Origin of the sequence: Streptomyces sp. NPDC048275 (genome assembly GCF_040652275.1) — a bacterium.
In the GTDB taxonomy this organism is placed as follows: Bacteria; Actinomycetota; Actinomycetes; order Streptomycetales; family Streptomycetaceae; genus Streptomyces.
The window spans coordinates 20,827-37,491 of the sequence record NZ_JBEZLR010000019.1 but is presented as its reverse complement, the minus strand read 5'-3'; the positions used below and the strand labels follow the sequence as shown (position 1 = coordinate 37,491).

Sequence of the window (16,665 nt, the reverse complement as noted above, 5' to 3'; positions counted from 1 at the left end):
TCCGGACCGGCATCCGGACCGGCATCGGGACCGGCATCCGGACCTGTTTTCGGGCCGGCATCCGGACCTGTTTCCGGGCGGGCTTCCGGATCTGTTTCCGGTCAGTTCCGGACCCGGCCCCCACACCTGAGAGAATGGTGAACATGGCCTCTGATCGTCCCCGCGTGCTCTCCGGAATCCAGCCCACCGCAGGCTCGTTCCACCTCGGCAACTACCTCGGCGCCGTCCGCCAGTGGGTGGCCCTGCAGGAGTCCCACGACGCGTTCTACATGGTCGTCGACCTGCACGCGATCACCGTTCCGCAGGACCCCGCGGACCTGCGCGCCAACACCCGGCTCGCCGCCGCCCAGCTGCTCGCTGCGGGCCTCGACCCGGATCGCTGCACGCTCTTCGTCCAGAGCCACGTCCCCGAGCACGCCCAGCTCGCCTGGATCATGAACTGCCTGACCGGCTTCGGCGAGGCCTCCCGCATGACCCAGTTCAAGGACAAGTCCGCCAAGCAGGGTGCCGACCGCGCCTCCGTCGGCCTCTTCACGTACCCGATCCTGCAGGTCGCGGACATCCTGCTCTACCAGGCCAACGAGGTCCCGGTCGGCGAGGACCAGCGCCAGCACATCGAGCTCACGCGCGACCTCGCCGAGCGCTTCAACGGCCGCTTCGGTCAGACGTTCACCGTCCCGAAGCCGTACATCCTCAAGGAGACGGCGAAGATCTTCGATCTCCAGGATCCGTCGATCAAGATGAGCAAGTCGGCGTCGACCCCGAAGGGCCTCATCAATCTCCTCGACGAGCCGAAGACCACCGCCAAGAAGGTCAAGAGCGCGGTCACCGACACGGACACCGTCATCCGCTTCGACCCGGAGACCAAGCCCGGCGTCAGCAACCTGCTCTCGATCTATTCGACCCTCACCGGAGCGGGTATCACCGAACTGGAAGAGAAGTACGAGGGCAAGGGCTACGGCGCGCTGAAGACGGACCTCGCCGAGGTCATGGTCGACTTCGTGACCCCGTTCCGGGAGCGCACCCAGCAGTATCTGGACGACCCGGAGACGCTCGACTCGATCCTGGCCAAGGGAGCCGAGAAGGCACGTGCCGTCGCCGCGGAGACGCTCTCCCAGACCTACGAGAGGGTGGGCTTCCTGCCCGCCAAGCACTGACCGCCCGTAAGGCAGCCGACGACACCGTCAGTACCCCAGTCGGCACCCCAGCCAGTACCACAGTCCCTTCGTCTTCCAGTACGAGACGAGCACAACACCCGTACGACAGCCGGTACTGGGCCGCGCGGCCGTACAGTCGATAGCCGAACCAACCGAGCAGTCACCCCTGCCCGCGAAGCAACACCGACACGACGACAGGAGACGACGTGGGGACCGTAACGATCGGCGTGTCGATCGCGGTCCCGGAGCCTCACGGCAGCCTGCTCCAGGAGCGGCGCGCGGGCTTCGGCGACCCCGCGGCTTGCGGTATCCCCACCCACGTCACGCTGTTGCCGCCGACGGAGGTCGACGAGTCGGCGCTGCCCGCGGTCGAGGAGCATCTCGTCGAGGTCGCGGCCGTCGGGCGCCCCTTCCCGATGCGGCTGTCCGGGACGGGCACTTTCCGTCCGCTGTCGCCCGTCGTCTACGTGCAGGTCGTCGACGGCGCCGAGTCCTGCACCTGGCTGCAGCAGCAGGTCCGGGACGTGTCCGGACCGATGGCCCGCGAACTGAACTTCCCGTACCACCCGCACGTCACGGTGGCGCACGGCATCGACGACGCGGCGATGGACCGGGCCTACGAGGAGCTCGCCGACTACCGGGCCGAGTGGCCGTGCACCGGGTTCGCGCTCTACGAACAGGGCGCCGACGGCGTGTGGCGCAAGCTGCGCGAGTTCGTCTTCGGCGGCGCGGCCGTACCCCCACAGGCATGCGCGCCCACGGAGCACGACACCACACTGCCGACCCCCCACTAGGATCTGTCCGATCGTCAGATCGGCAGGCGCCGGAACACCGCCCGCGGTACATGCCGCAGTGCCGCCATCACCAGCCTCAGCGCCCCCGGCACCCACACCGTCTCCGAGCGTCGCCGCAGCCCCACCTCGATGGCGGTCGCGACCGCCTCCGGAGTAGTGGCCATCGGTGCCTGAGTCCGGCCTGCCGTCATCCGCGTACGGACGAAGCCGGGGCGTACGACCATCACGTGCACGCCGGTGCCGTACAGGGCATCGCCCAGGCCCTGCGCGAAGGCGTCCAGGCCCGCCTTGCTGGAGCCGTAGATGAAGTTGGAGCGGCGGGCGCGCTCACCCGCGACCGACGAGAGCACCACCAGGGAGCCGTGTCCCTGCGTCTGGAGGGCCCGCGCGCACACCAGTCCCGCGGACACCGCGCCCGTGTAGTTGGTCTGCGCGATCCGCGCCGCGGACACCGGTTCGTTCTCGTCCCGCGCCTGGTCGCCGAGTACCCCGAAGGCGAGCAACACCATGTCGAGGTCGCCCTCGGCGAAGACCTTGTCGAGCACCGTCTCGTGGGACTCGGAGTCGAGAGCGTCGAAGGCGACGGTACGGACGTCCGCGCCCAGCCTGCGCAACTGCGCGGCGTCCCTCTCCAGGGTCGGCGAGGGCCGTCCCGCGAGCCATACCGTGCGGGTGCGCCGCGCGATCAGTCGGCGTGCCGTGGCCAGCGCGATCTCGGACGTGCCGCCGAGGATCAGCAGGGACTGGGGGGCACCGAAGTCCTTCATGAGAACCACACTCCTAGGGGGCGGTGTCGGCAGGCATGACCGTGACCGTAGTGCCGACCATCGCGGCCAAGGGTGCATAACACCCCAATCTCCAAGGCCCTCGCGGCTCCTCACCGAAATGGGTGATTAATTGGAATGTCGTGATTGATCGCCGTAATTCTGTGGCCACTCCCTAGAAGGGTGGGACAGCAGGGGCAACCTTGACGGCATGCACCGTCGACTGCCGGCGGTCGGGCTCATCGGAGCGACGGTCGACGGTGAGCGGGGGGCGCATACGCCGTAGGAACGGGCGCGCCGACACCGTCCCGGGCGCCCGAATCGGCATGGCGCTCGCCACTGCCTGCGATTTTGGGGTACCCGGACCTTGGCCTTTGGAGCGCCTTCCAAGGCGTCGGCTTTTCTAGGTAAGGGCAGAGTCGGATCATGGATTGGCTGAAAAAGCTCCCCGGCGTGGGTCCCTGGGTCACCCGTCTGATGGCCACGCACGCGTGGCGGTCGTACGAGCGTCTGGACGGGGTGAAGTGGACGCGGCTCGCCGCCGCGATGACCTTCATCAGCTTCGTGGCGCTGTTCCCGCTGCTGACCGTGGCCGCCGCGATCGCCGCCGCCACTCTCTCGAGTCACCAGCAGAAAGAGCTCCAGGACAAGCTCGCGGAGCAGGTGCCGGGCATCTCCGATCAGCTGGACATCAACGCGCTGGTCCAGAACGCCGGCACCATCGGCCTCATTGCGGGCGCCGTCCTGTTGTTCACCGGCATCGGCTGGGTCGGCTCGATGCGGGACTGTCTGCGCGCGGTCTGGGAGCTGCCCGACAGCGAGGAGAACCCCGTCCTGCGCAAGCTCAAGGACGGCGGCGTCCTCGTCGGGCTCGGCGGCGCGGTGCTCGTCACCATCGCCGCCTCCACCATCGCCTCCACGACGGTGGGCTGGACGGCCCGGCAGCTCGGCATCGAAGAGCACGGCTGGGGCGGCGACCTGCTGCAGTCCGCCGCGTTCACCGTCGCCGTACTCGCCGACTTCCTGCTGCTCCTGTACATCCTGACGCTGCTGCCGGGTGTCCAGCCGCCGCACGGCCGGCTCGTCGTCGCCGCGCTGATCGGCGCCGCCGGCTTCGAGCTGCTCAAGCTGCTGCTCAGCAGCTATATGCGGGACGTCGCGTCGAAGAGCATGTACGGCGCCTTCGGTGTGCCCGTCGCGCTGCTGCTGTGGATCAACTTCACCGCGAAACTACTGCTGTTCTGCGCCGCCTGGACGGCCACGGGGTCCGACGACTCGGAGTCCCCCGAGGTCAGCGACGCCGACGCATCAGATCAGGCAGGGGCCACCGGCGGTTGACCAGGAAGACACCGGCCGCGAGCAGTACGAGCAGGCCGCCCGTGACGGCCAGGGCGATCGCGACGCCGCCCGAACCGCCCGCCGCACCGGAAGCGGCGGCGACCGGCTTCTCGGACGCCTTGCCGCCGTTGTCGTTGCCCGTGGCGTCGGCACCGGGAGTGGACGCGTTCGCGCCGGGCTGCGCGCTCGTGTCGACGCCCTTCGGTGCCACCAGCTCGCCCACCGGCTCGACCTTGTCCGCGGCCTTGAAGCCCCAGTCGAGCAGCCGCGCGGCCTCCTTGTAGACCTCGTTGTGGTCGTCCTTCTCCGGGTTCATGACCGTGACGAGCAGCACCTTGCCGTCCCGCTCGGCGACACCGGTGAAGGTGGCGCCCGCGTTGGTGGTGTTGCCGTTCTTCACGCCCGCGATGCCCTGGTACGTGGAGATGTCGGTGTCACCGGTCAGCAGCCGGTTGGTGTTCTGGATCTCGAAGGACTCGCGGGTCTTTTTGCCGCTCTTGCCCTTCTTTGTCTCGCCCGGGAAGTCTGCCCGCACGGTCGAGCAGTACTCCCGGAAGTCCTTCTTCTGCAATCCGGAGCGGGCGAACAGCGTCAGGTCGTACGCGGACGACACCTGGCCCTTCGCGTCGTAGCCGTCCGGGCTGACCACGTGCGTGTCCAGGGCCTGGAGATCCTCGGCGTGCGCCTGCATCTCCTTGACCGTCTGGTCGACGCCGCCGTTCATCGCGGACAGGACGCGCACGGCGTCGTTGCCCGAGCGCAGGAAGACGCCGAGCCACAGGTCGTGAACGGTGTACGTCTCGTCTTCCTTTATCCCCACCATGCTGGAGCCCGAGCCGATGTTCGCCAGGTCGGAGACGGCGACCTTGTGCTTGTCGGTCTTCGGGAACTTCGGCAGCACGGTGTCGGCGAAGAGCATCTTCAGGGTGCTCGCCGGGGGCAGCCGCCAGTGCGCGTTGTGGGCGGCCAGGACGTCGCCGGACTCGGCGTCGGAGACGATCCAGGACCGCGCGGTCAGGTCCTTCGGCAGTACCGGGGCGCCGGAGCCGAGGTCGACCTGGGTTCCGGCCTGGCCGAGCCGTACACCGCCCACGGTCGACATGTTCGCCGGGGGAGTGGCGCTCGGGGTCGGCGACGGCTTGTCGGCGGCGAGGACCGGCGCGGCCGTCAGCGAAACGGACAACAGGGTGGCGGATGTGACCAACAAGGAGCGCTTGACGGTCTTTTTGGAGGCGGGCACGGTCGAGAAAGTACAGGGCGCCGGTCGGGAAGTCCCATCGCCCTCGCCACCCCGGAGGCGGGGGCCGGCCGACGGCGGCGATACTGAACCCATGAAGCTCAGCCGCCCCGTCTCCTGGTTCCTGCTCGCCTTCGGGGTGTGGAGCTGGATCATCTGGATCACTTTCGTCAAAAACCTTGTCAAGGACAGCAGTGGACTCGCGTTCAATGACGCGGGTGACCCGACCGCGTACTTCTGGGTGCACCTGACACTCGCCGTCGTCTCCTTTGTCCTGGGGACGGTCGTCGGCGGCATCGGGTTCCGCGGTCTGCGCGCGTTGCGCCGGAAGCCGTAACGGGAAGCCGTAGCCGGTAGCCGGAAGCCGGAAGCCGTAACAGGAAAACTGGCAGAGGGAAGAGTGGGGGGTACGGGCATCATGGTCATCGTCTTCGTGCTGGTGGGCCTGACGGTCCTGGCCGCGTTCGCGGGACTGCACTGGTACGTGTGGCGACGCCTGGTGCGTGACACCACGTCCGGTCCCGGGTTCGCCCGGCGTGCGGGCACGGTCGTCTTCGTCGCCGGTCCGGTGCTGATGTTCGCCGGCATAGCGGCGGAGCAGGCGGGCGCGCCGTTCTGGCTCCAGCGCACGCTGGCCTGGCCCGGCTTCCTGTGGATGGCGCTGTCGATCTACCTGGTCCTCGCCGTGGTGGCGGGTGAGGCCGTACGGCCGCTGCTGCGGCGGTTCGTGGAACGACGGGCGGATGCCGGGGCAACGGCTCCCTCGGATCTCGTGGAATCGGCGATCGGTTCTCGGCCGGTCGCGGAATCGGTCGCTCATGAACATGCTGGTGCCGGATCCGGCACCAGCACCAGCACCAGCACCAGCACCGGAGCCGGTGCTGACGCGCCGTCCGCCGCGACCGGCCACCCCGACACGTCCCCTTCCGGTATTGCCGCCGCCGCGGCCGCCGCGGCGCCCTCGGGGGTCTCTCGTCGCCTCTTCGTCTCCCGCGCGGTGGGTGGGACCGCCGCTGCCGCCGCGCTGGCGACCGTGGGGTACGGCACGTACGGCGTTCTGCGCGGGCCGAAGGTGAAGCGGGTGACCGTGCCGCTGGCCAAGCTGCCGCGCTCGGCGCACGGGTTCAGGATCGCCGTCGTCAGCGACATCCACCTCGGGCCCATCCTGGGCCGGGACTTCTGCCAGCGGGTCGTCGACACGATCAACTCGACGCAGCCCGACCTGATCGCGGTCGTCGGTGACCTGGTGGACGGCAGCGTGAAGGACCTCGGGCCCGCCGCCGCACCGCTCGCGCGGCTGAAGGCGCGGCACGGAAGCTACTTCGTCACCGGCAACCACGAGTACTTCTCCGGCGCCGAACAGTGGGTCCGGGAAGTACGGGAACTCGGTCTGCGCCCGCTCGAGAACGCGCGGACGGAACTGGCCGGATTCGACCTTGCGGGCGTCAATGACGTTGCGGGCGAGAGTGAGGGCCAAGGGCCCGACTTCGGCCAGGCGCTCGGCGACCGGGACACGGCACGGGCCGCCGTGCTCCTCGCCCACCAGCCGGTCCAGATCCACGACGCCGTCAAGCACGGAGTCGACCTCCAGCTCTCCGGCCACACCCACGGCGGCCAGTTCTGGCCCGGCAATTACCTCGCCGAGCTCGCCAACCCCACGGTCGCGGGCCTGGAGCGGTACGGCGACACGCAGTTGTACGTCTCCCGAGGCGCCGGCGCCTGGGGACCGCCGACCCGTGTGGGCGCCCCGTCCGACATCACCGTCGTGGAGCTGGCCTCGACACAGGCGTGACCGGCGTACCGGCGCCACGCCGGCCCGCACCAGCCACCCCCCGGCCACACCCCCGCCTCGCTCCCGTATACATGAGAAACCTATGTGACACCGGCCGGTAACTCCCGTCCCCACAAGACGAGTTGAACCCTCAGATGCCTCTTTGCTCAGTTGAAACTCCTGTGGTTAGGTGATCCCTGTCACTGGGGAGTGACACGGGGGTGGGGCCTGGGGAGGGCAACCGATGCGATCGGTTCGCATGCGGATTCTCGCGACGCTGCTGGTGCTGGCGGCCGCGGGAGTCGGCGGCTGGAAGCTGCTGCCGGCGCAGGGGGGCAAGAGCAAGACCATCAGGGTCGGGACGACGGACGCCGTCACCTCACTCGACCCGGCCGGCGCGTACGACGCCGGTTCCTGGGCGCTGTTCAGCAATGTGTTCCAGTCACTGCTGACGTTCGAGCCGGACGGTGCCGCCCCCGTGCCCGACGCCGCGGAGAGTTGCCGCTTCGAGGGCATCGGGCTAGATACGTACACCTGTACCTTGCGCGACGACCTGACCTTCCCGAGCGGTCGCGAGATGACCGCCGAGGACGTGAAGTACTCCTTCGACCGGGTCAAGGCCATCAACTCGGACGTGGGCCCGGCCTCCCTCTTCGACACCCTCGCCTCGGTGGACGCGAAGGGTCTCACGGTCACCTTCCACCTGTCCTCGCCGGACGCCACCTTCCCGTTCAAGGTGGCCACCGGCGCCGGTTCGATCGTCGACCACACCCGCTACCCGAAGGGCGCCCTGCGCACCGACCGCGGCGCCGACGGCACCGGCATGTACGTACTGGAGACGTATACGCAGGGCAAACAAGCCGTCCTCGCCCCCAACGAGCGCTACCGGGGCGCCGTCGAAGAGCCCGGCAGTCCCACCGTGCTGCGCTACTACACCGACCCCAAAGCGCTGGAGAGTGCCTGGAAGGCGAAGGCGATCGACGTCGCCACCCGCCAGCTGCCCCCCGCGGTGCTCGCCGGCCTCTCGCCGAGCGACCCGGACCAGCGCGTCACCGAGGCCGACAGCGCCGAGACCCGCAACCTCGTCCTCAACGTCCGCGGGGGCTCGGCGCTGCACGACCGCCTCGTACGCCAGGCCCTCGCCGCGCTGATCGACCGCGAGCAACTGGTCAGCGAGACGTACAAGGGGACCACCGAAGCGCTGTACGGGCTGATCCCCACGGGCATCACGGGCCACTCGACCTCGTTCTTCGACGCCTATCCCAAGCCCAGCGAGAAGAAGGCGCGGGCGCTGCTCGCGGAGGCCGGGGTGCAGCTCCCGGTCCGCTTCACCTACGGGTACGCCGAGGGCCGGGGTGCCGCCGGCGAGGAGGCCGCCGAGCTCAAGAAGCAGCTGGAGGCGGGCGGCCTGTTCCAGGTGGAGACCGAGGGTTACGAGTGGACCGACTTCCAGAAGCGGTACACGCAGGGCCAGTTGGACGCGTGGGCGGTCGGCTGGGTCGCCGACTTCCCCGACCCGGACACCTTCAGCACCCCGCTCGTCGGCACCGGCAACACCATGAAGAACGGCTACAGCAGCAAGGAGGTCGACCGGCTGATTCAGGCCAGTCAGCAGTACGAGGACCGCAGCCGTACGCCGGACGACTTCGAGGAACTGCAGGAAATCGTGGCCCAGGATGTTCCCCTGATTCCCCTGTGGCAGCGCAAGGAGTATGTCGTCAGTAGTGAGGACGTCGGGGGCGGCCAGTACCTGTCGGACGGGACCGGGGTCTTCCGCCTCTGGCGGCTGAACTGGATATGACAGCTGACGTGATCTCGCGGGGTGGACCCGCAGCCCAGTGACATCGTGCTCTCGCCCAACGCAGCACCATGTGTCGGAGGTGTGTGCGGGGTGAGGAGTTGACGTGGTGAGGCGCAACTCGTTCCGGCTGCCCCGGCATCCGGCGTCCGTCGGCCTCGCCAGGCGCCGGGTGCGCGACCATCTGTCGGACTGGGGCCACCGTCCGGACGACACCGCCGTGGCCGACGTCGTTCTGCTCGTCTCCGAGCTGGCGACCAACGCGGTGCGCCACGGCATGGTCCTGGACCGGGAGTTCGAGGTCGCGGTGACCGCCCTCGCCGATGGTTCCTGCTTCATCGAGGTCTCCGACGAGGACTTCGCCGAACCCCGGCTGCGGCCGGTCACCGAGGGGGAGGAGACCGGCCGCGGGCTCCTTCTCGTGGAGAACATCGCCGTGGCGTGGGGGGTGTGGAGCCGGGGGCGCTACGGGAAGACGGTGTGGGCGCTGGTGTCCGCGGTCCCTCGACCGCCGGGTTGATGACTCACGGGTTCGGCGTGGAGCCGTATGCCGTCAGGAAGCGGTCGCGGAAGTCGCTCATCTTCCAGACCGGGGCGTTGTGCTCGGGCTGCAGGCCGTCCGTCCAGCCCCAGTCGGCGATCTTGTCGAGGACCTTCGGGTCCTTGGCGACGATCGAGACCGGCACGTCACGGCTGGCGTTGTTGCCGCTGACCCGGGAGATGGGCTGGTGGTCGCCGAGGAAGACGAGCACGGTGTCGTCGTTGCCGTACTTCACCAGGTAGTCGATGAGGCTGGTCACCGAGTACTGGATGGACTTGCCGTACTCCTCCTTCGACTTGGTGGCGTCGGTGAGGATGTCGGCGGGGTCCTTGCCGGCCTTCTGGATGGCGTTGTAGATCGAGCCGTCGCCGACCTGGTCCTGGGGGACCGTCTCGGGAATCGGCGCCCAGGGCTGGTGGCTGGAGGTCAGGATGATCGTCGACATGAGCGGCTTGTCGTGCTTCTTGCCGTGCACCAGTCGCTCGAACGCGGTCAGGGCGTACTGGTCGGGCATGGTCGACCAGCTGAACTTCGGCCCCTTGTAGCCGAGTTCGCTGGAGTCGTACACCTTGTCGATGTCGTAGAACTTCGACTCCGGCCAGGCCATCTGGACGCCCGGCATGACGCCGACGGTGTCCCAGGCGCCGGTCTTCTTGAAGGCGCCGGACAGGGTCAGATGCTCGCCGGAGGTGACCGTGCGGTAGCGCCCCTGGCTGTTGATCCACAGGCCGGACATGAAGGTGGAGTGGCCCAGCCAGCTGCTTCCGCCGTACGTCGCCGAAGTGAGCCAGCCGCTCTCGGCCGCGAACCCGGCCTTGCGCAGCTTCTCGTTCGACTCCGTCAGCGTCGCGTCGACCCCCGGCGCCATGATCGGGTCCTCGATCGCGCTGCGGCCGTAGCTCTCGATGAAGGTGATCATCATGTCCTTGCCGCGCAGGTCGGTGAGCAACTGGTCCGGCGGGGTCTTGGCGAACGCGTCCTTCTTGGCCACCTTGGCGAACTCGGCCTCGTCATGCAGGGTCTTGCGCACCCGCTCCACCCGCTGCTGGACCAGCGCGGCCGTGCGGTCGGAGGCGATCGGCACCCCGGCGACCTGCACACTGAGCGCCGTACAGGTGATCCAGACGGTCCCGAGGACCAGGGTCGAGCGCGTCGCCCTGACGCTGTGCCGGGCCAGCAGGTTGCTGAGCCGGACCACGGACAGCGCCATGAGCACGAGCAGGGCGACGACGAGGGCAAGGACCGCCACGGTGGCGCCGATCGCGCCCTTCTCGCCCAGGGTGTCCTTGAGGTACGCCTGCGTGTCGGCGAACAGGCTCCAGTCGAGGATCACGTCGAAGCCCCGGCCGAGGTACTGCTGGAAGCCGATGTCGAGGAGGCTCAGGATGGCCATGACACCGAGGCTCAGCCCGGCGAGCACCGCCACCACGAGCCGTGGCCTGCGCGGCAGCACGATCATCACGGCGGTACCGAAGATCGCCTCCACCGGGATGCGGGTGAACTGACTGAGCCTGAGGGCGCCGGGCACATTCGGCAGGTTGAGGGCGGCGATCACGAGCGCGGCGGCCAGCAGATTGATGGTCCACGTCAGGTTTCGCGCCGCGCCGGGGTGCCTGTCCCGCCAGCCATGCCAAGGCCAACGCCGCCGTGGGCCGGATGTCGCGGGTGGTACGTCGTCAGCGGTCGCCCGGTCCTCGTCCGGCAGCTGCCGAGAGCTCGTGTTGATCGACAACCCGAAGGTCCTTCCGTGCGATGCCGGTGCTGGTACGGCGGACCAGGCTCAGTGTGTCGGGGCCGCCTCCTTCTGTGTACGACGCAACGACGGCCCACGTTCAAGCGTCCAGGTCCGCTTATGTTCAAGCGAACCCCCGCACTTGTTCAAGCAGCGCACCCCGCGGACAGCACACCCGTCTCACCGCACCGGCAGCGTCACCGTCACCGCGAGCCCCTCACCCGGCGCCGTCCGCACCACCACTTCACCCCCGTGCGCCGTCACCACCCCCTGCACGATCGCCAGTCCGAGCCCGCTCCCGGCCCCGCCGCCCGCCCGGAAGAACCGGTCGAAGATGCGCGCCGCGTCGTCCTCCGCGAGCCCCGGCCCCTTGTCCGCGACACACAGTCGTACGACCCCGTCCGCGCGCTCCAGACCGAGCCGCACCGGCACCTCGGCGGGCGTGTGCGTGCGCACGTTGGCCACCAGGTTGCCCAGAACCTGCCGCATCCCCGACTCGTCGGCCTGGACCAGAAGGGTGCCGTCGGCGCCCACGGTCACCGGGCGCCCCGGCTGCTGGGCCCGCAGATCCTCGGCCGCGTCCCGCACCAGACGGCTCAGGTCGACGTTCTTGAAGCGCAGTTCGGGACGCTGGTCGAGACGGGCCAGAGTGAGCAGCTCGTCCACGAGCCGGCCCATACGGTCGGCCTCCGCGTTCATCCGGTCCCAGGCCCGCTTCCGCTCCTCCGGTTCGCGCAGCATCCCCTTCTCGTACAGCTGGAGATAGCCCCGTATCGCCGACAGCGGGGTACGCAGCTCGTGCGAGGCGTCCGCGACGAAACGGCGCAGCTGGGCCGCGCTGCGCTCGCGCGTCCGGTACGCCGATTCCACCTGGTGGAGCATGGAGTTGAGGGCGAGCCGCAACTGCTCGACCTCCTGGGTCGGATGGTGGCTGGAGGGCACACGCCGGGTCAGATCCCCCTCCGCGATCGCCGTCGAGGTCTCCACCATGTCCTCCAACGGCCGCATCCGGCGGCGCACGCTGAACATCGTCAGGCACGCGAGCAGCGACAACAGCATCGTCCCGAAGGCCAGATCGAGCTTGAGGGCCATGCCGATGCCCTTGTCCAGGGCCTCGGTCGAGGTGGCGAGCAGTATGTACGTGCCGTCGGCGAGCCGTGCCCCCGTCGCCCGGTAGGCGGCGTCGCGCACGGTGATGTCGCGCGGATCGTCGGCGGCGACGAGTACGCCGGGGTCGCCCACGGCGGCGGCCAGCGCGCGCTGGCTCTCGGTCGGCTTGCCTCCGGCGATGTCGACGGCCTTCCCGCTGCCGTCCACCGCCGCGAAGATCGAGTCGGGCTGCGGTGAGTCGTCCGTGAGGGGTCCGAGCCGGTCACGGATGAACGCCAGCGTGTTCAGCGAGTCGATCTGACGCATCGTGAGCCGCGAACTCGTCAGCGAATCCCGGGTCTTGGCCAGCTCGGCATCGACCTGGACGACCAGATAGTGCCGCATGCCCATCAGGCTGATGGCGGTCGCCATGATGATGCCCAGGGCCAGCAGTGCCACGTTCGCCAGGGTCAGCTTGCCGCGCAGCGAGTGGATCCCGTGGTGGCGGCGATGGCGGAGGGTCATGCGAGTCCGTATCCGACGCCCCGCCGGGTCTGGATCACCGGCGGCCCCAGGGGTTCCAGCTTGCGCCGCAGATAGCTGATGTACGTCTCCACGACGGTCGACTCGGCCGAGTGCTCGTACTGCCAGACATGGCGCAGGAGCTGCTCCTTGGGCACGATCCGCCCGCCGTTGCGGACGAGGAAGCGCAGCAGGGCGTACTCGGTGGGGGTGAGCTCGACCGTACGGTCACCGCGGTGGACGCGGTACGTCGTCTCGTCCAGCTCCAGTTCGCCGTACCGCAGGGGCGGGCGCTGCGGCAGCACATCGGCGGGGCGGGTGCGGCGCAGGACGGCCGTGATACGGGCGATGACCTCGTCGATGTTGAACGGCTTGGTGATGTAGTCGTCGCCGAAGCCGAGCGCGCCCACGATCTCGGCGGGCGCGTCCCGAGCGGTGAGAAAGACGACCGCCAGGTCGGGTTGCCGTACGCGCAGTTCACGGCCCAGGGCGCGGCCGTCGCCGTCCGGCAGCATCACGTCGAGCAGCGCCGCGTCGGGGCGGGTGCGCTCGGCGAGCGTGAGCGCCTGGCGGACGGTGCCCGCGATCATGACCTCGAAGCGGTGGTAGCGCAGGGCGATGGCAAGGACGTCCGCGATGCTCGGCTCGTCCTCGACAACGAGGACGGTGGCCCCCTCATGAGCGCTCATGTCCCCAGTATCCGCGCGTCGTTCGGGCCGTGGGGCGGCTCTCGCTTTGGAGTTCCTTGTGAGTCATGGGCCGGCCGTGTTCCCGCGCCCGCGTCGCCGTCGAAGGTGGATCCCAGGACCTGGGGGACCAACCAACCGATCGACTATCGATCGACTGTCGAATAAGGAGCGTTGAGCGTGGCGACATTGGCACGGTGGTGCTATCGGCACCGGCTGGTGGTCCTGTTGCTGTGGGTGGGGGCGCTGTTCGGACTGGGGTTCACGGCTTCGACCGCGGGCACGGACTACGCGAACGTCTTCTCTCTGCCGAACACGGACTCCAAGCGCGCGTACGACCTGATGGAGAAGGCGTTCCCGGAGAGCGCGGGTGACACCGACACGGTGGTGTGGAAGGTCGACGAGGGCACGGTCAAGGACCAGTCCGTACGGTCCCGGATCGAGCCCGCGCTCGAGAAGATCGGCGCGATGAAGGGGGTCGGCGACGTCACCAGCCCGTACGCGGGTGACCAGGGCGCGGCGCAGATCAGCGAGAACGGGCGGATCGCGTACGCCCAGGTCACCTTCGGCGAGCAGGCGAACGCCGTACCCAAGGAGCTGGTCCAGGACGTCGTCGACACCGCGCAGGCCGCCGAACGCGACGGTCTGCAGGTCGACCTGGGCGGTCAGGCGATCACGCGGGTCCAGGAACCGCCCGCCGGACTCGCCGAGATGGTCGGCATCCTGGCCGCCGCCGTCGTCCTGTTCCTCGCCTTCGGCTCGCTCTTCGCGATGCTGCTCCCGATCGGCATCGCCGTCTTCGGCGTGGGCACCGGCCTGTTCTCCACGCAGCTGATCAGCCATGTCACCGATGTGCCGGATCTGGCCCCGCTGCTCGCCACGCTGATCGGACTCGGCGTCGGCATCGACTACGCGCTGTTCATCGTCACCCGGCACCGGCGCGGCATCCAGCGCGGCATGGCCCCGGAGGAGTCGGCGGTCACCGCCCTCAACACCTCCGGCCGGGCGGTGCTGTTCGCGGGCGGCACGGTGTGCATCGCGCTGGCCGGAATGCTGGTGACGAACCTGCGCTTCCTGGACGGCGTGGTCATCGGCACCTCGCTGACCGTCGTCTTCAGCGTGCTCGCGGCCGTCACGCTGCTGCCCGCGCTGCTCGGTTTCCTCGGCCCCCGGGTGCTCAGCCGCCGCCAGCGACGGGCCCTGGCCGCCAAGGGTCCCGAGCCGGAGGGAGCGAGCGGCCTGGCGGAGCGCTGGTCGGCGGGCGTCCAGAAGCGCCCGCGCTCGGTCGCCGTGATGGCCCTGATCGTGATGGCGGTGCTCGCGCTGCCTGTGCTGTCGCTGCGGCTCGGCGCCACCGACCAGGGCAACGACGACGCGTCGACGACGACCAGGAAGGCGTACGACCATCTCGCCGAGGGCTTCGGGCCCGGTTTCAACGGCCCGCTCCAGGTGGTCTCGTCCGGCGGGGACACCGACGCGCTGGTGCGGGGCATCCGCGCCGCCGACGGAGTCGCCCAGGCCACCGCGCTGCCGCCCGCGCAGGGCGTCACAGTGATCCAGGTGGTGCCGACCACCTCACCGCAGTCCGAGGAGACGGACCGGCTCATCGACACGCTGCGAGATCAGGTGATCCCGGACGCGGGGGCCGAGGCCCATGTCGGTGGAGTGACCGCGGTCTCCAAGGACTTCTCGACCATCACCGGCGACCGTCTGCCGTACTTCGTCGCCACGATCATCGGCCTCGGCTTCCTGCTCCTGATGGTCGCCTTCCGCTCCCTCGTGGTGCCGCTCACGGCCGCCTTGATGAACCTGATCGCGGCCGCCGCGTCCTTCGGCGTCCTGGTCGCGATCTTCCAGTGGGGCTGGGGCCTGGAGCTGCTCGGCCTCGGCAAGGAGGGTCCGATCAACGCCTTCCTGCCGGTCATCATGCTCTCGCTGCTCTTCGGCCTGTCGATGGACTACCAGGTGTTCCTGGTGAGCCGGATGCACGAGGAGTGGGTCCACACCAAGGACAACGCCCGCGCGGTGCGGGTGGGCCTGGCGGAGACCAGCCGCGTCATCAACTCCGCCGCTCTGATCATGGTGTGCGTCTTCATGGCCTTCGTGCTCAGCGGCGACGCGGGAGCGGCGATGGCGGGCGTGGGCCTGGCCGCGGCGGTCGCACTCGACGCGTTCATTCTCCGTACGGCGCTGGTGCCTGCGGCGATGCATCTGCTGGGCAAGTCCAACTGGTGGCTGCCGGCCGGGCTGGAGAAGCGGCTGCCGCATCTGGCGGTGGAACCGGCGGAGGACGCGGAGTCCGTGGAACAGATTTCGGCGGGGGGAGCGTCGGTCGTCCACGGCTTCGTCCGCGACGCGGAGGGTGCGCCGGTCGACGGGGCGGTCCTCACCCTGCTCACCAAGGGCGGGCGTCAACTGGACCGGGTGACCTCACTGGCGGACGGCTCGTACATCGTCTCGGTACCGGCTCCGGGCACGTATCTGCTGGCGGCGGCCGCTCCGTCGTACGCGGCGCGGGCCCGGCATGTGGTGGTCACGGATGAACCGCTGGTGCATGACGTGGAGCTACGGGAGGGCGAGGTGGACGCCGTCAACTAGCCTTCGGCTGCCCGGCTTTGAGGATCTCGTCGACGTCCAGGGAGACCTTGGCGCCGATGGAGTCGGGGAGGGTGACGATGTCGCCGGGGGTGTGGACGCGGTGGAGCGCGTACTCGCCTCCGGCGGGGTCGGTCAGGACGTGGAGGCGCTGGTGCTTGCGGTCGACGATGACGTAGACCGGGACCTTTGCCTGGGCATACGCGGTGACCTTGGTGCGGAGGTCGTTCTGGAAATTGCTGGAGGTGACTTCCAGGACGAGACGGAATGCGACCGGGTCGTAGCAGTTGTTCTCGACGAGGTGCTCCTCGAAGTCGGCGTCGAGGACTGCGAGGTCGGGGACCGCGAAGTCCTCGGTACCGGTGGGGAGCCAGAGTCCCACTCCCTCGAGTACTTCGGTTTCGCCGCCGTCCAGACCGGCGGCGACGAAGGGGCGCTTCAACCTGGACAGAGCGCGGGCGTGAGCACCGTTGGGGGGTGGGGTCACGATGATCGAGCCTCCGATGATCTCGACGCGGTACCCCGGATTGCGGTCCATGAGCCGGTTCGCCTCGGCGATCAGCGGTCGGTCGCCGTGCGGCTGCTCGACGGATGCTGCGGACATCACGTGCCTCCTGTGGGCTGGTGTCGAGGGAATCATC

Annotated in this window: 14 protein-coding genes; 8 read left to right on the top strand and 6 right to left on the bottom strand. The window is 69.1% G+C overall.

Annotated features, from left to right (window positions below; all coding sequences use genetic code 11):
- Positions 1 to 143: 143 nt before the first annotated feature.
- Positions 144 to 1,157, top strand: coding sequence for a tryptophan--tRNA ligase (trpS, locus tag AB0D57_RS14340; RefSeq protein ID WP_362071485.1), 1,014 nt, complete (start codon positions 144 to 146; stop codon positions 1,155 to 1,157).
- Between the two features lie 206 nt (positions 1,158 to 1,363).
- Entirely contained in the window at positions 1,364 to 1,951 is a 588-nt protein-coding gene (locus tag AB0D57_RS14335) for a 2'-5' RNA ligase family protein (RefSeq protein WP_362071483.1), read from the top strand.
- A 14-nt stretch (positions 1,952 to 1,965) separates the two neighbouring features.
- Here AB0D57_RS14335 and AB0D57_RS14330 read toward each other — a convergent pair whose 3' ends face one another.
- Positions 1,966 to 2,718, bottom strand: a complete 753-nt coding sequence (locus tag AB0D57_RS14330; RefSeq protein ID WP_362071481.1) for a decaprenylphospho-beta-D-erythro-pentofuranosid-2-ulose 2-reductase — start codon at positions 2,716 to 2,718, stop codon at positions 1,966 to 1,968.
- Between the two features lie 423 nt (positions 2,719 to 3,141).
- Here AB0D57_RS14330 and AB0D57_RS14325 point away from each other — a divergent pair, with 423 nt between their 5' ends.
- Positions 3,142 to 4,053 (top strand): YihY/virulence factor BrkB family protein, encoded by a 912-nt coding sequence (locus tag AB0D57_RS14325; protein WP_362071479.1) that lies wholly within the window; start codon positions 3,142 to 3,144, stop codon positions 4,051 to 4,053.
- On the opposite strand, the gene AB0D57_RS14320 is transcribed toward AB0D57_RS14325, so the two are convergent.
- Complete coding sequence (locus AB0D57_RS14320; protein WP_362071477.1) at positions 4,007 to 5,293, bottom strand: D-alanyl-D-alanine carboxypeptidase; 1,287 nt, start codon at positions 5,291 to 5,293, stop codon at positions 4,007 to 4,009. The two genes, AB0D57_RS14325 and AB0D57_RS14320, sit on opposite strands and share 47 nt — an antisense overlap.
- 91 nt (positions 5,294 to 5,384) lie before the next feature.
- Between AB0D57_RS14320 and AB0D57_RS14315 the strand changes: the two genes are divergently transcribed.
- From AB0D57_RS14315 to AB0D57_RS14300, 4 genes are all read left to right on the top strand, one after another.
- On the top strand, positions 5,385 to 5,627 hold the full coding sequence (locus AB0D57_RS14315; protein ID WP_362071475.1) for a hypothetical protein: 243 nt from the start codon (positions 5,385 to 5,387) through the stop codon (positions 5,625 to 5,627).
- 81 nt (positions 5,628 to 5,708) lie between these two features.
- A complete protein-coding gene (locus tag AB0D57_RS14310; RefSeq protein WP_362071473.1) occupies positions 5,709 to 7,082 on the top strand; it encodes a metallophosphoesterase in 1,374 nt (457 codons plus the stop codon).
- 223 nt (positions 7,083 to 7,305) lie between these two features.
- On the top strand, positions 7,306 to 8,862 hold the full coding sequence (locus tag AB0D57_RS14305) for an ABC transporter substrate-binding protein (RefSeq protein ID WP_362071471.1): 1,557 nt from the start codon (positions 7,306 to 7,308) through the stop codon (positions 8,860 to 8,862).
- 103 nt (positions 8,863 to 8,965) lie between these two features.
- On the top strand, positions 8,966 to 9,379 hold the full coding sequence (locus AB0D57_RS14300) for an ATP-binding protein (protein ID WP_362071469.1): 414 nt from the start codon (positions 8,966 to 8,968) through the stop codon (positions 9,377 to 9,379).
- 4 nt (positions 9,380 to 9,383) lie between these two features.
- Here AB0D57_RS14300 and AB0D57_RS14295 read toward each other — a convergent pair whose 3' ends face one another.
- The 3 genes from AB0D57_RS14295 to AB0D57_RS14285 all read right to left on the bottom strand — a co-directional run bounded on the left by AB0D57_RS14295 (position 9,384) and on the right by AB0D57_RS14285 (position 13,432).
- Positions 9,384 to 11,132 carry a sulfatase-like hydrolase/transferase gene (locus tag AB0D57_RS14295; RefSeq protein ID WP_362071466.1) on the bottom strand — a complete coding sequence of 583 codons (1,749 nt, stop codon included), beginning with the start codon at positions 11,130 to 11,132 and terminating at the stop codon, positions 9,384 to 9,386.
- Positions 11,133 to 11,312: 180 nt separating this feature from the next.
- The gene (locus tag AB0D57_RS14290) at positions 11,313 to 12,746 is read right to left on the bottom strand and encodes a HAMP domain-containing sensor histidine kinase (RefSeq protein ID WP_362071464.1); all 1,434 of its coding nucleotides are present in this window, start codon (positions 12,744 to 12,746) and stop codon (positions 11,313 to 11,315) included.
- Complete coding sequence (locus AB0D57_RS14285; protein WP_362071462.1) at positions 12,743 to 13,432, bottom strand: response regulator transcription factor; 690 nt, start codon at positions 13,430 to 13,432, stop codon at positions 12,743 to 12,745. Before AB0D57_RS14285 ends, AB0D57_RS14290 begins: the two co-directional genes overlap by 4 nt.
- A 186-nt stretch (positions 13,433 to 13,618) precedes the next feature.
- Here AB0D57_RS14285 and AB0D57_RS14280 point away from each other — a divergent pair, with 186 nt between their 5' ends.
- Complete coding sequence (locus AB0D57_RS14280; RefSeq protein WP_362071609.1) at positions 13,619 to 16,027, top strand: MMPL family transporter; 2,409 nt, start codon at positions 13,619 to 13,621, stop codon at positions 16,025 to 16,027.
- On the opposite strand, the gene AB0D57_RS14275 is transcribed toward AB0D57_RS14280, so the two are convergent.
- Positions 16,020 to 16,628 (bottom strand): Uma2 family endonuclease, encoded by a 609-nt coding sequence (locus AB0D57_RS14275; protein WP_362071460.1) that lies wholly within the window; start codon positions 16,626 to 16,628, stop codon positions 16,020 to 16,022. The genes AB0D57_RS14280 and AB0D57_RS14275 overlap by 8 nt on opposite strands.
- Positions 16,629 to 16,665: the final 37 nt, after the last annotated feature.

Excerpts from the sequence above, each read along its gene's own strand:
- trpS (WP_362071485.1), top strand. The coding sequence starts at position 144 with ATGGCCTCTGATCGTCCCCGCGTGCTCTCCGGAATCCAGCCCACCGCA.
- AB0D57_RS14330 (WP_362071481.1), bottom strand. The coding sequence starts at position 2,718 with ATGAAGGACTTCGGTGCCCCCCAGTCCCTGCTGATCCTCGGCGGCACG.
- AB0D57_RS14325 (WP_362071479.1), top strand. The coding sequence starts at position 3,142 with ATGGATTGGCTGAAAAAGCTCCCCGGCGTGGGTCCCTGGGTCACCCGT.
- AB0D57_RS14315 (WP_362071475.1), top strand. The coding sequence starts at position 5,385 with ATGAAGCTCAGCCGCCCCGTCTCCTGGTTCCTGCTCGCCTTCGGGGTG.
- AB0D57_RS14310 (WP_362071473.1), top strand. The coding sequence starts at position 5,709 with ATGGTCATCGTCTTCGTGCTGGTGGGCCTGACGGTCCTGGCCGCGTTC.
- AB0D57_RS14305 (WP_362071471.1), top strand. The coding sequence starts at position 7,306 with ATGCGATCGGTTCGCATGCGGATTCTCGCGACGCTGCTGGTGCTGGCG.
- AB0D57_RS14290 (WP_362071464.1), bottom strand. The coding sequence starts at position 12,746 with ATGACCCTCCGCCATCGCCGCCACCACGGGATCCACTCGCTGCGCGGC.
- AB0D57_RS14285 (WP_362071462.1), bottom strand. The coding sequence starts at position 13,432 with ATGAGCGCTCATGAGGGGGCCACCGTCCTCGTTGTCGAGGACGAGCCG.
- AB0D57_RS14275 (WP_362071460.1), bottom strand. The coding sequence starts at position 16,628 with ATGTCCGCAGCATCCGTCGAGCAGCCGCACGGCGACCGACCGCTGATC.